The 13825-nt window shown below is 68.0% G+C and carries 11 protein-coding genes and 1 pseudogene; 3 read left to right on the top strand and 9 right to left on the bottom strand.

Annotated elements, in window-relative coordinates; all coding sequences use genetic code 11:
- Positions 1-11 precede the first annotated feature (11 nt).
- Positions 12-1142 carry a 2'-deoxycytidine 5'-triphosphate deaminase gene (locus ASF08_RS05900; RefSeq protein ID WP_056142468.1) on the bottom strand — a complete coding sequence of 377 codons (1131 nt, stop codon included), beginning with the start codon at positions 1140-1142 and terminating at the stop codon, positions 12-14.
- A 101-nt stretch (positions 1143-1243) separates the two neighbouring features.
- Complete coding sequence (locus ASF08_RS05895) at positions 1244-1663, bottom strand: hypothetical protein (RefSeq protein ID WP_056142465.1); 420 nt, start codon at positions 1661-1663, stop codon at positions 1244-1246.
- Positions 1664-1795: 132 nt separating this feature from the next.
- Between ASF08_RS05895 and apaG the strand changes: the two genes are divergently transcribed.
- From apaG to speG, 3 genes are all read left to right on the top strand, one after another.
- Positions 1796-2188, top strand: a complete 393-nt coding sequence (gene apaG, locus ASF08_RS05890) for a Co2+/Mg2+ efflux protein ApaG (protein WP_018044100.1) — start codon at positions 1796-1798, stop codon at positions 2186-2188.
- Positions 2189-2295: 107 nt separating this feature from the next.
- Entirely contained in the window at positions 2296-3471 is a 1176-nt protein-coding gene (argE, locus tag ASF08_RS05885; RefSeq protein WP_056142463.1) for an acetylornithine deacetylase, read from the top strand.
- Positions 3468-4052 carry a spermidine N1-acetyltransferase gene (speG, locus tag ASF08_RS05880; protein WP_018044098.1) on the top strand — a complete coding sequence of 195 codons (585 nt, stop codon included), beginning with the start codon at positions 3468-3470 and terminating at the stop codon, positions 4050-4052. Before argE ends, speG begins: the two co-directional genes overlap by 4 nt.
- Positions 4053-4112: 60 nt before the next feature.
- Here the strand turns inward: speG and ASF08_RS05875 are convergent.
- The 7 genes and pseudogenes from ASF08_RS05875 to ASF08_RS05845 form a co-directional block, all read right to left on the bottom strand.
- Positions 4113-4436 (bottom strand): annotated as a pseudogene (locus ASF08_RS05875) (type II toxin-antitoxin system PemK/MazF family toxin).
- Complete coding sequence (locus tag ASF08_RS05870) at positions 4433-4657, bottom strand: antitoxin MazE family protein (RefSeq protein ID WP_056142461.1); 225 nt, start codon at positions 4655-4657, stop codon at positions 4433-4435. The pseudogene ASF08_RS05875 and the gene ASF08_RS05870 overlap by 4 nt, the downstream one beginning before the upstream one ends.
- Before the next feature lie 94 nt (positions 4658-4751).
- Positions 4752-5483 carry a 6-phosphogluconolactonase gene (gene pgl / locus ASF08_RS05865; protein WP_056142572.1) on the bottom strand — a complete coding sequence of 244 codons (732 nt, stop codon included), beginning with the start codon at positions 5481-5483 and terminating at the stop codon, positions 4752-4754.
- A 48-nt stretch (positions 5484-5531) separates the two neighbouring features.
- A complete protein-coding gene (gene gnd / locus ASF08_RS05860) occupies positions 5532-6506 on the bottom strand; it encodes a phosphogluconate dehydrogenase (NAD(+)-dependent, decarboxylating) (protein WP_056142459.1) in 975 nt (324 codons plus the stop codon).
- A gap of 223 nt (positions 6507-6729) precedes the next feature.
- Complete coding sequence (locus tag ASF08_RS05855; protein WP_056142456.1) at positions 6730-9582, bottom strand: bifunctional transaldolase/phosoglucose isomerase; 2853 nt, start codon at positions 9580-9582, stop codon at positions 6730-6732.
- A gap of 228 nt (positions 9583-9810) precedes the next feature.
- A complete protein-coding gene (gene tkt, locus ASF08_RS05850) occupies positions 9811-11886 on the bottom strand; it encodes a transketolase (RefSeq protein ID WP_056142454.1) in 2076 nt (691 codons plus the stop codon).
- 63 nt (positions 11887-11949) lie between these two features.
- Complete coding sequence (locus tag ASF08_RS05845; RefSeq protein ID WP_056142451.1) at positions 11950-13809, bottom strand: glycoside hydrolase family 15 protein; 1860 nt, start codon at positions 13807-13809, stop codon at positions 11950-11952.
- Between the last annotated feature and the right edge of the window lie 16 nt (positions 13810-13825).

The raw sequence follows: 13825 nt of genomic DNA, 5'->3' as shown, positions 1-13825 counted from the left end.
CGCCTTCGACCTCAGGCGAAGTGTTTCGACAGCTTCAGACCCTGGGCCTGATAGTTCGACCCGGCATCGGCGCCGTAGAGGGCGGCGGGGCGTTCGGCCATGCGCTCGTAGACGAGGCGGCCGACGATCTGGCCGTCCTCCAGCAGGAACGGAACGTCGCGCGAGCGCACTTCGAGCACCGCCCGCGCGCCGGCTCCCCCCGCCCCGGCAAAGCCGAAGCCGGGATCGAAGAAGCCGGCGTAATGGACCCGGAACTCGCCCACCAGCGGATCGAACGGAACCATCTCGGCGGCGAAATCCGGTGGCACCTGCACCGCTTCCTTGGAGGCGAGGATGTAGAACTGGCCGGGATCGAGGATCAGCGCGCCCGAGCCGTCGGCGGCCAGCGGCTCCCAGAAATCCGCGGTGCGGTGCCGGCCCGGCGCGTCCACATCGACGAGGCCGGTATGGCGCTTGGCGCGGTAACCGATGAGCCCCTCGAAGCCGGCGAGATCCACCGACACGGCGATGCCGCCCTGGAAGGACGGGGTGGCCGAGGCCACGAGCGGCGTGGCCGCATGAAGCGAGGCGAGTTCGGTGTCGGTGAGGCGCGGCTCGCCCCGGCGGAACCGGATCTGCGACAGGCGCGACCCGGTACGGACGCGGACCGGGAAGGTGCGTGGCGAAATCTCGGCATAGAGCCGGCCCCGGTAGCCCGCCTCCACCTGATCGAAGGCCTGCCCCCGGTCGGTGATGACGCGGGTGAACACGTCGATGCGGCCTGTGGAGCTTTTGGGGTTGGCGCTGGCCGCCACATCCGCCGGAAGGGCCAGGGTCTCCTGCAATTCGGCGATGTAGACGCAGCCGGTCTCCAGCACCGCACCGGCGGTCAGGTCGATCTCATGAAGGGCGAAGGCCGCGATACAGGCTGAGACCGGGCGGGCACCGGGCAGGAAGCTCGTGCGGACCCGGAAGGCGCGGGACCCCAGGCGCAGGTCGAGGCTCGCCGGCTGAACCTGATCGGCCGCGAAGGGGGTTTCGGGGAGGATGGCACCGGCCGCATGCAGGGCCTGGATCCCTTGCGCCGCCAGAATGCCCCCGGAACGCGGGTTTGTAGAAGAGAGGAGGCCCGGTCGTGCCGTGTCCTGCTTGGTATCCGGCATGGTCTCGCGTCGCCCGCTCCGAACTGGGCCACCGCCCCCGGCTGGGGATCGCGACTGCCGCATGGTTTCGCACAGTCTCTCGCGTATCCTCTAAGGGTCCCTTAACCCTCCTCGTCCTCCCGCCGGGTCCGCAGCACGATCCAGGCGACCACGAGACGGGCGATGGCGCCCATGGCGATCAGGCCCGCCAGCGCGCTCGCCACGGGGGGAAATCCGGCGGGCCAGAGCAGGAGCGCCACCGCGAAGAGCACGGCGCCGAGCCCGGCTGCCGGGCCGAAAGCCAGGACCAGCGAGGGCAGCCCGGCGATCCGGGGCGCCGGGCCGCGCCGGGCCAGCAATGCGCCTGCCAGCAGGGCGAGACCGTCGAGCACCAGCGCTCCCGCCAGGGCGAGCGCGGCCCAGCCGTTCCGCTCGGGCGCGTTCCAGGCAAAGGCACCGGCCAGGACAGCGATGGCGAGGCTGGCGAGCACGGCCCGACCTGGAAACGGAGCGGGCAGGGGCGAGACGGTCTCCTCGACCACGGTGCACGACCTTCCCATTGGAGCGGGCAGCCCCGCATTCAGCACGATTGACGCGATTTCGCCCGGGACGTACCACGGCGAAAAGGCTATGTCGCTTATGGGTGGGCGACGGCACGGGAGGCTTTGAAGGCGATGTACAAGGCCCAGACGCGCGGCATCAGCGTGACCGTCCAGCCCCGCTTCGTCGAGGAGGAATCCTCGCCCGACGAGAGCCGCTACTTCTTCGCCTACACTGTCGAGATCGTGAATAACGGCTCCGAGCAGGTGCAGCTGCGCTCGCGCCACTGGCGCATCGTCGATGGCCGCGGCGAGACCCAGGAGGTGCGCGGCGCCGGCGTGGTCGGCAAGCAGCCGGTGCTCGGCCCCGGCGAGTCGTTCAGCTACACGAGCGGCTGCCCGCTCACCACGCCCGACGGGCTGATGGCCGGCAGCTACACCATGTCGACCACCGCCGGCGAAAGCTTCGAGGCCGAGATCCCCGCCTTCTCCCTCGATTCGCCGCACGTCCGCCGTAGCGTCCACTAAGCGGGTTCACGTTGGCAGGCCAACGCTTCACCCTGCTTGGGTTCTTGCTCTGACGCAGGTTTTTGCCGCAAAATCGGGGGCCACTTTTGCGAAACCTGCTGAGGCCCATGTCGGGCGGCGGAGAACGGTTGAGCACGCTCGACCTGCTGGCGCGCCTCGTCGCCTTCGACACGGAGAGTTCGCGCTCCAACCTCGCGCTGATCGACAGCGTCTGCGCCTATCTCGACGGCTGGGGCGTGAGCCATGTGCGCATCCCCAATGAAGCGGGCGACAAGGCGGCGATCTTCGCGACGATCGGCCCGATTGTGGATGGCGGTATCGTCCTCTCCGGCCATACCGACGTGGTGCCGGTGACGGGACAGGCCTGGACCAGCGACCCCTTCACCCTGCGGATCGTGGATGGGCGCGCCTATGGGCGCGGCTCCGTGGACATGAAGGGCTTCTGCGCCCTGGCGCTCTCCGCCGTGCCGGACATGCTCGCCGCCGACCTCAAGCGGCCTATCCATATCCTACTCTCCTACGACGAGGAGACCACGTGCCTCGGCGTCGCCGACACCATCGCCCGCTTCGGCAAGGACCTGCCCCGCCCAGGCGCGGTGATCGTGGGCGAGCCCACCGATCTCGAAGTGGCGGACGCCCATAAGAGCATCGTCACCTATTTCACCACCGTCCACGGCCACGAGGCGCATTCGGCCAAACCCATGCTCGGCGCCAACGCGGTGATGGCGGCGGCCGAGCTCGTCTCCGAATTGAACCGCATCGCCGATGCGATGATCGAGCGGGGCGACGCATCGGGCCGCTTCGACCCGCCCTCCACCACCGTGCATGTGGGCACGATCTCCGGCGGGACGGCGCGCAACATCCTGCCCAAGATCTGCACCTTCCACTGGGAGTTCCGCGGCCTGCCCGATCTCGACATGGCCGAGATCCCGACCCTGTTCGCCGCCAAGGTCGAGACGGTGCTGAAGGACCGGCTCAACCGCTACGGCGATTACGGGCGGATCGAGACCGTCGAGGAGGTGGCGGTGCCGGGCCTCGCCCCCGAGCCGGGTTCCGAGGCCGAGCGCCTGACCCTGCGGGTGGCGGGGCGCAACCACACCGTCTCCGTGCCCTACGCCACCGAGGCCGGGCGGTTCCAAGGGGCGGGCATCCCCACCGTGGTCTGCGGACCCGGCTCCATCGACCAGGCCCACCAGCCGGACGAGTACATCACCCTCGCCGCCCTCGAAGCCGGCGAGGCGTTCATGCGCCGTCTCATCACGGAATGCGTCGTGACTCCATGAGCAAGTTCGCTCCCCGCACCATCGCGGCCGACGGCCCGGTGAAGCTCCGCCCGCTGGAGCGCGAAGACCTGATGTTCGTGCATCAGCTCAACAACAACGACAGCATCATGCGCTACTGGTTCGAGGAGGCCTACGAGTCCTTCGCCGAACTGGCGCAGCTCTACGAGCGCAACATCCACAACCAGACCGAGCGGCGCTTCATCATCGCCAATTCGGAGGGCGCGCCGGCCGGCCTCGTGGAGCTCGTGGAGATCAACCACCTGCACCGACGCTGCGAATTCCAGATCGCGATCCACCCGGCCTTCCAGGGCCAGGGCTACGCCCCGCGCGCCACCCGCATCGCCATGGATTACGCCTTCAGCGTCCTCAACATCCACAAGCTCTACCTGCACGTGGACAAGGACAATGCCCGTGCCGTGCGCATCTACGAGCGTTGCGGCTTCGTGCCGGAGGGCATCCTGAAGGACGAGTTCTTCGTCAACGGCAAGTACCGCGACGCGGTACGCATGTGCCTGTTCCAACCGGAATACCTGGCCCGGCGCGGCAGCGGCGATATCTCGGAGCCGGTGCTGAAGTCGTAGCCGTCGGTCCCGGACGGTCTCTGATCGCCTTCGTGCGATCGCCTCGGCAGCGATCCGCGTTCAGGCAATGCCAAAAAACACGGCCAGCGCCCGCGTCACCGCCAGCATCGTCTCGGCATCGAGATGCCCGATCCGTGCGCCGATCTTCTCCCGCTTCACCGACATGGCCTTGTCCACCATGACCTGTCAGCGTTTCTTCAAGCCATTGGCCTCTCTCGGCTCGACGGTCGTGCGGATCAGGGGAGCCTCGGCCAGCGTGCCGGATATGAGCAGCACCGTGACCGTGCCGGTCTCGACGAACGCGTCAGATTGGATGATGAGCGCCGGACGAGGTTTGCCGAAATCGCCGGGCATGGCGATGGTGACGAGATCGCCCCGCTTCATGCCTCGCGCTCAGGGAGCATATCGAGGAGCGCCGCCTCCATGAAGGCATCCAGTTCCCGATCGGCTGCATCTATCGCCGCTACGACCCGAGCCTGCCGCGCGCATTCTTCGGCAAAGCCCGCCCTCCGGGTGTCGGGCACCCAGATCTGGATGGGCCGCAGGCCGGCCGCCCGGAGCGCATCACGACGCTTGCTGACGCGCTGACCGACAGTTGCCGACATGACGAGACCTTTCCCGAGGCGTTACATGTAACGTAGGCTCCGCATGCGACGATGCCAAGGCGCCAGGACGGTGACGGACCGCCGGTCCTCGGTCTCAGCCGAAATCCGCCGCCGCGCGGTCGAGCAACCATGTCAGGGTGCCGGTGCTCGAGATGTGGCGCGCGGGCAAATCCTCGCCCTCGGCGATCCGGGCAAGGGGATCGCGCTTGCCCGCCCCCGTGACCAGAACGAGAAGCTGCCGCGAGGAGGCGAGCGCCGGAAAGGTGAGGGTGACGCGCGGTACGAATGGCGTCAGCCCGGCCTCGGGCACGGCGGCGACCCAGGATTCGCGTTCGTTCACGGCGGGCTTGCCCGGAAACAGGGAGGCGGTGTGCCCGTCCTCGCCGAGGCCGAGAAGCACGAGATCGAAGAGCGGGCGCGCCGGGTCGAGGCTATCGGCGCCGTAGAAGTCGCTCAGGGTCGCCGCATAGGCGGAGACCGCCGAGTCCAGCGTCCCGTCGGTGGGAATGCCGTGGAGATGGCCCTCGGGGATCGGGGCGTCCCCGAACGCCACGCGGGCCATGTGCATGTTGCTGGCCTCATCGGTCCAAGGCACGAACCGGTCGTCGCCGAAGAACCAGTGCAGCCGGTCCCAGGAGAGGGCACCGACATAGTCGGGTCCGCCCAGCAGGGTGTAGAGCCGCTTCGGCGTGGACCCGCCCGAGAGGCAGATGGCGATGCGCTCCTGCTTGCTCTCGACGCAGAGGGTCACGAGGCGGTCGGCCGCCGCGCGGGCGACGCTCTCGCCATCGGGAAAGATTTCCGCGTTGTTCGGTAGCGGGATCATGCGGAGATGCCTCCTCCTGGTCTGGTCCTCGATCGCCTGCACGACAGGCTATTTCGGTTCGACGTGGCCGCCGAAGCCCTTGCGCATGGCCGAGAGCAGCTTGTCCGCGTAGGAGGCGTCCTCGCGCGAGCGGAAGCGGGCGTAGAGGGCGGCCGAGAGCACATTGGCCGGTACCGATTCCTCGATGGCCGCGTTCAACGTCCAGCGCCCCTCGCCGGAATCGGCGACGAAGCCGGAGAAACCGTCCAGGGCTTCGTTGCCCGCCAGCGCCCCGGCCGTCAGGTCGAGGAGCCAGGACGAGACCACGCTGCCGCGCCGCCAGACTTCGGCGATGTCACCGATATTGAGGTCGAAGCGCTGGTCCTCGGCCAGATCCTTCGAATTGGCGTGTTTCAGGATGTCGAATCCCTCGGCATAGGCCTGCATCAGCCCGTATTCGATGCCGTTATGGACCATCTTGACGAAATGCCCGGCCCCGCTCGGCCCGGCATGAATGTAGCCCTCCTCGGCGCGGGTATCGCGGCCCTCACGGCCCGGCGTCTTCGGGATGGTGCCGACGCCCGGCGCCAGGGTCTTGAAGATCGGGTCGAGCCTGTCGAGGGCGTCGTTGCTCCCCCCGATCATCATGCAATAGCCGCGTTCCAGGCCCCAGACGCCGCCCGACGTGCCGACATCGACGTAGTGGATGCCCTTCGGCTTCAAGGTGGCCGCCCGCCGGATGTCGTCCTTGTAGAACGAGTTACCGCCGTCGATGATGACGTCGTCCGCCTGCATCAGGTCGCCGAGCTGCGCCACGGTGGCCTCGGTGATCGCGCCCGCCGGAAGCATCACCCAGGCCGCGCGCGGCACGTCGAGTTTGGAGACGAACTCTTCCAAGCTCGCCGCCCCGGTGGCGCCCTCGGCGACCAGGGCCGCCACGGCCTCCGGGTTCTGGTCGAACACCACGGCCGTGTGCCCGTCCCGCAGGAGACGGCGGACGATGTTGCCGCCCATCCGGCCGAGGCCGATCATGCCGAGTTGCATTGGGGATCTCCTGATTGAGGGGGCCTCGTCAGCCCGAGCACCGATGCGTGGTCCTATCAACCCACCTCATCCTGAGGCGCCGCAGCGCAGCGGAGGCCTCGAAGGAGCCCTCCAGCCGGCACAGTGATCTCTGGAGTCCTCCTTCGAGGCCCGCAGGAGCGGGCACCTCAGGATGAGGTAGTAGGTTGGAATGATCCGGCGGTTCCGGGTCATCCCGCTGTCCTCACACCACCGCCGCCTTGATCGCCGCCGCGATGCGCTTGAGCCCGGCTTCCACGTCGCCACCCTTGATGTGGACGCGTAGGGCCCGGCGGCCGCGCTCGGCCAGGACCGCGAAATCGCCGCGCGCCTGGGCCGCCACCACGGTGCCGAAGCCCAGCGCCCGGCCGGGGATCGCGAGATCCTCCGACGGGTCGGCGGTGATCTGCAGGAACACTCCGGTATCCGGCCCGCCCTTGTAGGCCTGGCCGGTGGAGTGGAGGAAGCGCGGCCCGAATTCGAGGCAGGTCGCGACCTTGCGCTTGTCGCGCAGAGCGATGCGGGCCTCCTGCAGGATGGCTTGGTGCGCCTCGTTACGGTCGACGTAGGCCAGCAACGCGGCGTAGTCGCCGTCCTTGATCCGCGCGAGATGGGCCTTCAGTGCCGCCTCGAACCCGTCCGCCGTCTGCGGCAGAGCCCCGGCATTGGTCGGGTCGGCGTAGAGGGCGATGGTCTCGTCGTCGAAGAGCGGCGTCTCGGAGGGCAGCGAACCGCTCTTCTCGGCGGCGTCGAACAGCTTCTTCGTCTCGATCTTGCTCGCTTCCACGTCCGGCTGGTCGAACGGGTTGATGCCGAGCAGCGCGCCGGCCACCGCCGTGGCGATCTCGAAGCGGAAGAATTCCTGCGGCAGCTGCTCCTCGTTCGCCATGGTGACGTGGGCGACGGGGTGCCCTTCGCGCTCCAGGCTGCGCACGGCCTCGTCCTGCTGCGCGTCCGCCCGGTTGTCGAGGCGCAGATAGACGAAGAAGCGGTCGCGGCCATAGACCGCCGGCACGCCCACCGGCTCGCCGTCGACGGGGATGAGACCCTTGCCGTCCTTGCCGGTGGATTCGGCGATGAGCTGCTCGGCCCAGGCCCCGAACGTGTCGATGCCCGGCGAGGCGATGAACGTGACCTTGTCGCGACCGTCATGCAGCGCCGCCGCCGCCATGGCGGTGCCCAGCAGAACGCCGGGATTCTGGGCCGGCGGCACGGCCGGGCCGCAGGAGCGGACCATGGTCCGCGCCGTGTCGAGGAACTGCTTCACGTCGATGCCGGACGCCGCCGCCGGGACCAGGCCGAAGGCCGAGAGCACCGAATAGCGGCCGCCGATCTGCTTCACCCCGTAGAAGATCCGGCGGAAATTGTCGGACTTGGCCGCCGCCTCCATGGCCGAGCCGGGATCGGTGACGGCCACGAAATGCGCGCCGGCCCGCTCGCCGACCAACGCCTTCATCCGGCCGAGGAAATAGTCGCGGAACACGTTGGGCTCGAGGGTGGAGCCGGATTTCGAGGCGACGATGAACAGGGTCGTCTCGAGGTTCACCGCGCTTTCCACGGCGCGGACCTGGTCGGGATCGGTGGAATCGAGGATGCGCAGCGTCGGGAAACCGTCGCGGGTGCCGTAGGTCTCGGCCAGCACTTCCGGGCCGAGGCTCGACCCGCCCATGCCGAGGACGACGACGTCGGTGAAGCCGGTCTGCCGGACATCCTCGGCGAAGGCCTGGTATTCGGAGACACGGGCGAGTTCGTCCTCGACGATGCGGAGCCAGCCGAGCCACTGGTCCTCGTCGGCATTCGACCAGACCGTCTTGTCATGCGCCCAGAGCCGGCGGATCGAGCCCGAGGCGCGCCAGGATTCGACCGCCTTCTTCGCCTCCGCGCCGATGGCATCGCCGAGGATCAGGGTCTGGCCGTCGAGCTTGGCGCCGAGGAAATCGGCGCGCTTGCCCGCCACCGCACCGAGCAGCTTGTCAGCGGCGTCGATGAAGAGCTGGACGCCCTCCTCCACGAGTTGCTTGGCCACCGCACCGATGTCGATGCCGGCCCTGGCCAGACGGGCCATCACGGCTTCGGCGTCGCCGAGGTTCTCCTCAATGGCGGGCTTGACCGTGCCGTGGTCGCGGAACGCATCCATCGTGGCCGGCGGCATGGTGTTGACGGTATCGCGGCCGATCAACTCTTCGACGTAGAGCACGTCGGAATAGGCCTTGTTCTTGGTCCCCGTGGAGGCCCAGAGCAGGCGCTGTGCCTTGGCGCCCTTCTGCGCGAGCGCCTGCCATTTCGGCTCGGCGAAGATGCGCTTGTAGCGCTGGTAGGCGAGCTTGGCGTTGGCGATGGCCACCTTGCCCTTGAGGGCTTCCAGTTCCGCCTTCTCGTCGGGATCGTTGGCTTCCGCGATCTTGGCGTCGAGGGCCTTGTCCACGGTGACGTCGATACGGCTGATGAAGAAGCTCGCGACGCTGGCGACCTTCGAGACGTCGCCGCCCTTGGCGCCGAACTCCTCCAGGCCGTCGATGAAGGCGCGCGCCACCTCCTCGTAGGAATCCTGGCCGAAGAGCAGGGTGACGTTGATGCTGATCCCGTCGGCGGTGAGGGCGCGGATCGCCGGGATGCCGGCCGGGGTGGCGGGCACCTTCACCATCAGGTTGTCGCGGGCCACGGTCTTGTGCAGGCGGCGGGCCTCGTCGAGGGTCTCCTCGGTGTCGAGGGCGAGGTAGGGCGAGACTTCGAGGCTGACATAGCCGTCGGCGCCGTCGCTCTCCTCGTAGACGGGGCGCAGCACGTCGGCCGCCGCCTGGATGTCGGCGATGGCACAGCCCTCGTAGAGATCGATGACGCGGGCATCGCCCGCATCCATGACCTCCTTCAGCGCACCGTCATATTCCGTGGAATCGCCGATCGCCTTCTCGAAGATCGAGGGGTTCGAGGTCACGCCCCGCAGGCCGTCCTCGTCCACCAGCTTCTTGAGGCGTCCATCGGCGATGAAACCGCGGGCCACGAAATCCAGCCACACGGCCTGGCCCTGTTCAGGGAAGAGAGCCTTGAGCGGGTTCATGCAAAAACTCCTCGTCGTCGGTCGTCGTGAGTAGCGCGCGAAAGGCGGCGTCGTTCAACACTCGTTGTCAGTGTGCGCGCCTCTCCTCCCCCTTGTGGAGAGGAGCCGGAGGTGGGCGTGGCTCCGCTGGCCTCCGCAGCCCGCGGGTCACCCAACCACCCCCACCCCTGACCCCTCCCCACAAGGGGAGGGGGACGTGCGTTCCGTCGTTCAGGGAACCCGCGAGACCTACTTCTTGTGCCGCGCGATCTGGTCGCGGGCGGCCTGCAGCACCTTCTCCGGCGTGAAGCCGAACTTGGTCTGCAGATCCTTGATCGGGGCCGAGGACCCGAACGTGTGCATGCCGATGATCGCGCCGGCGGAGCCCGCATAGCGGTCCCAACCGATGACCGAGCCCTGCTCGACAGCGACGCGGGCGAGCACCTCCGGCGTCAGCACCGCGTTGCGGTAGGCCTCGTCCTGACGCTCGAACAGGTCCCAGGACGGCATCGAGACCACGCGGGCCTTGATGCCCTCCGCCGTCAGCGCCTCGTAGGCCGAGACGCAGAGCTGCACCTCGCTGCCCGTGCCGATGAGGATGACCTCCGGCGTCCCCTCGCAATCGGCCAGCACGTAGCCGCCCTTCGCGACGCCGGCGGCGCTGCCGTACTTAGTCCGGTCGAAGGTCGGCAGCGGCTGGCGGCTCAGGGCCAGCACCGCCGGCTGATCCTTCAACCCCATGATGACCCGGTAGGCTTCCGCCACCTCGTTGGCATCCGCCGGGCGCAGGGTGACGAGGCCGGGGATGGCACGGAGCGTCAGGAGCTGCTCCACCGGCTGGTGGGTGGGGCCGTCCTCACCGACGCCGATGGAATCGTGCGTGAAGACGTGGAAGACCGGCAGTTCCATCAGCGAGGCGAGGCGGATCGGCGGGCGCATGTAATCGGCGAAGACCAGGAAGGTCGCTCCGTAGGCGCGCAGGCCGACGAGGCCGAGGCCGTTGACGATCGACCCCATGGCGTGTTCGCGGACGCCGAAATGGATGTTGCGACCGCCCGGCTCGAAGGGCGAGAGGGTACCGGCCCCCTCGAATTCGAGCTTGGTCTTGTTGGAGGGCGCCAGATCCGCCGAGCCGCCGAGCAGGTGGGGCACGTTCTTGGCGATGGCGTTGAGCACCTTGCCGGAGGATTCGCGCGTGGCCATGCCCTTGGCGTCGGCCGGGAAGACCGGGATGTCATTGTCCCAGCCCTCGGGCAGGCGGCCCGTGAGGAGGGCGTCGATCTCTTCGGCCAGGGCCGGATCGGAGGCCTTGGCCTCGGCCATGAAACCCTCCCAGGTGGCGAACAGCTCGGCGCCGCGCTGGCCGATGCCGCTGCGGAAGTTCTCCACCACGCCGTCCGGCACCAGGAACTGGGAATCCTCGGGCCAGCCATAGGCCCGCTTGGCGCCCTTCGCCTCCTCCTCGCCCAGGGCGTCGGAATGGGCCTTCGAGGTGTTCTGCTTCTTCGGGGCGCCGAAGCCGATGATCGAGTTGACGACGATGAGCGTCGGCCGGTCACTGGATTGGAGGAAGGTCTCCAGGGCGGCGGAAATGGCGTGGACGTCGTTGGCGTCGGCCACACGCAGGACCTGCCAGCCATAGCTGAGGAAGCGCGTCGCCACCTCTTCCGAGAAGGCGAGTTCGGTGTGCCCCTCGATGGTGATCGTGTTGTTGTCGTAGATCCAGCACAGGTTCGACAGGCGCAGATGCCCGGCGATGGAGGCGGCCTCGGCGGCCACGCCCTCCATCAGGTCGCCATCCGAGCAGATCGCGTAGACGTTGAAGTCGAACAGCGGCAAATCGGGGCGGTTCAGGGTCTCGCCGAGGAAGCGGCCGCCCATCGCCATGCCGACGGAATTCGCCACACCCTGGCCGAGGGGCCCGGTGGTGGTCTCGACGCCCGTGGTGAAGTGGTATTCCGGGTGCCCAGGCGTCTTGCTGTCGAGTTGGCGGAAGTTCTTGATGTCCTCGATGGTGATCGCCGGCTCGTTGCCGCCATCGCTCTGGGCGACACCGGCGAGGTGCAGCAGACCGTAGAGCAGCATCGAGGCATGGCCCGCCGAGAGCACGAACCGGTCGCGGTTGGGCCAGTGCGGATGTGCCGGATCGTAGCGCAGGTAGCGGTTCCACAGGGTGTAGGCCACGGGCGCCAGGGCCATCGGCGCGCCGGCATGGCCGGAATTCGCCTTCTGCACCGCGTCGATCGCCAGGGTACGCAGGGTGTCGATGGAGAGCTTGTCGATCTCGCTCAGTTCACCCTTCGGCTTGGTCTCGGCTCCGCTCATGGTCTCGTCTTCCTATTCTTTGCGGGGCTGCGGCGATCAGCTGTGCTGGGCCGCGGCGCCTTCTCAATTTGCGACACCCTGGCCGGGAGAACTCGCCCGGTTTGGCGATGTGGCCCGGGCGAGGGCGGATTTCTCGCTGCGCTCCCGCGCCGGCCCGCTGGCACGGCTATAGTTCAAAATCGTGTTCACCAACGTGACGTGACTGAACGCCTGGGGGAAATTGCCCACAAGGCGCTTGGCTCCCACGTCGTATTCCTCCGCCACGAGCCCGACATCGTTGCAGACGCCGATGAGGCGTTCGATCAGCTCCCGCGCCTCGTGGCAGCGGTCGAGGCCGATGAGATTGTCGGCGTACCAGAAGCTACAGGGCAGGAAAGCCCCCTCGCCGCCGGGCAGACCATCGGTATTGTCATCCTCGGTGTCGTAGCGCAGCACGAATCCGTCACGCATCAGGTGTTTGCCGATGGCCTCCACCGTGCCGACGACACGCGGGTCGTCCTGGGGCAGGAAGCCCATATGGGCGATGAGGAGCAGGCTCGCATCGAGGGGCTTGGCCCCGTAATACTGGACGAAGCTGTTCAGCTCCTTGTCGAACCCCTTCTCGCAGACCTCCTCGTGGATATGGTCGCGGATCGCACGCCAGCGATCCACGGGGGCGGGCGGCCCGTCGCCCATCTCGAAGGAGCGGATGGCCCGGTCGAAGGCGACCCAGGCCATGACCTTGGAATGGACGAAGTGGCGGCGGCCGCCGCGCACCTCCCAGATGCCCTCGTCGGGCTCGCTCCAGACCTTCTCCAGATGCTCCAGCAGGGCGAGGCCCACACGCCAGCCGTCGGCATCGCCGAGAAGGCCGCGCTGACGGGCCTGATAGAGCGCGTCGAAGATCTCGCCGTAGACATCGAGCTGGAACTGGTCGACCGCCGCGTTGCCGATCCGCACCGGCTTCGACCCCTCGTAGCCGGGAAGCCAGTCGAGCTCGATCTCGGGCAGGAGCCGCTCGCCTGCGATGCCGTAGAGGATGTGCGCCTGCTCCGGATTGCCGGCCACGGCGCGGATCAGCCAGTCGCGCCAGGCCCGCGCCTCGTCGAGAAAGCCGCCATCCATCAGTGCGATCAGGGTGAAGGTCGAATCCCGCAGCCAGCAGAACCGGTAATCCCAGTTGCGCACGCCGCCGAGTTCCTCGGGCAGGGAGGTGGTGGGCGCGGCCACGATCCCGCCCGTGGGCGTGTAGATCAGAGCCTTGAGTGTCAGCAGCGAGCGCTTGAGGATCGCGTCCCAGGGCGTGCCGGACGCGCAGCGGCTCGACCAGTCACGCCAGTAGCGATCGGTCTGGAACAGCACCTTGCGCGGCTCGATCGGAGGCGGGTCGTCCTCGTGCGAGGGGCCGTAGCTGAGGCAGAACGACAGGCTCTCGCCCTCCGCCACGGTGAAGTCCGAAACCGTGGTCTGACCGACCCCATCGAGGGGCGCGCGGGTGCGGAGAACCACCTTATGGGGACCGGAAATCGCCCGCAGGTCACCGAGTTCGTTGTGAGACACCCACGGCACCGCGAGCCCGTAATCGAAGCGCACGGCGAGGACCATGCGCATGTCGACCGAGCCGGACAGGCCTTCGACGATGCGCACCATGTGCGACCCGTCATTGGCCGGCATGTAGTCGATCACCCTGGCCTCGCCTGCGGAGGTCACATAGCGCGTCTCGAGGACGAGACTGCCCTCCCGGTAGCGGCGCGTGACCGTGGCCTCGCCATCCGCCGGGGACAGTTTCCAGAACCCGTGTTCCTCGGTGCCGAGGAGGGAGGCGAAACAGGCGGCGGAATCGAAACGGGGCCAGCAGAGCCAGTCGATGCTGCCGTCGCGCCCGATCAGCGCAGCGGTGCGGCCATCGCCGACCAGCGCGTAATCCTCGATCCGTCCCGCCATGCCCATCCTTGCCGCC

It is taken from the genome of Methylobacterium sp. Leaf85 (assembly GCF_001422125.1).
GTDB classification, from domain to species: domain Bacteria; phylum Pseudomonadota; class Alphaproteobacteria; order Rhizobiales; family Beijerinckiaceae; genus Methylobacterium; species Methylobacterium bullatum.
The sequence above is the reverse complement of the archived record's forward strand: the minus strand, read 5'-3'. Positions and strand labels throughout refer to the sequence as shown.

Excerpts from the sequence above, each read along its gene's own strand:
- ASF08_RS05900 (WP_056142468.1), bottom strand. The coding sequence starts at position 1,142 with ATGCCGGATACCAAGCAGGACACGGCACGACCGGGCCTCCTCTCTTCT.
- apaG (WP_018044100.1), top strand. The coding sequence starts at position 1,796 with ATGTACAAGGCCCAGACGCGCGGCATCAGCGTGACCGTCCAGCCCCGC.
- argE (WP_056142463.1), top strand. The coding sequence starts at position 2,296 with ATGTCGGGCGGCGGAGAACGGTTGAGCACGCTCGACCTGCTGGCGCGC.
- speG (WP_018044098.1), top strand. The coding sequence starts at position 3,468 with ATGAGCAAGTTCGCTCCCCGCACCATCGCGGCCGACGGCCCGGTGAAG.
- ASF08_RS05870 (WP_056142461.1), bottom strand. The coding sequence starts at position 4,657 with ATGTCGGCAACTGTCGGTCAGCGCGTCAGCAAGCGTCGTGATGCGCTC.
- pgl (WP_056142572.1), bottom strand. The coding sequence starts at position 5,483 with ATGATCCCGCTACCGAACAACGCGGAAATCTTTCCCGATGGCGAGAGC.
- gnd (WP_056142459.1), bottom strand. The coding sequence starts at position 6,506 with ATGCAACTCGGCATGATCGGCCTCGGCCGGATGGGCGGCAACATCGTC.
- ASF08_RS05855 (WP_056142456.1), bottom strand. The coding sequence starts at position 9,582 with ATGAACCCGCTCAAGGCTCTCTTCCCTGAACAGGGCCAGGCCGTGTGG.
- tkt (WP_056142454.1), bottom strand. The coding sequence starts at position 11,886 with ATGAGCGGAGCCGAGACCAAGCCGAAGGGTGAACTGAGCGAGATCGAC.
- ASF08_RS05845 (WP_056142451.1), bottom strand. The coding sequence starts at position 13,809 with ATGGCGGGACGGATCGAGGATTACGCGCTGGTCGGCGATGGCCGCACC.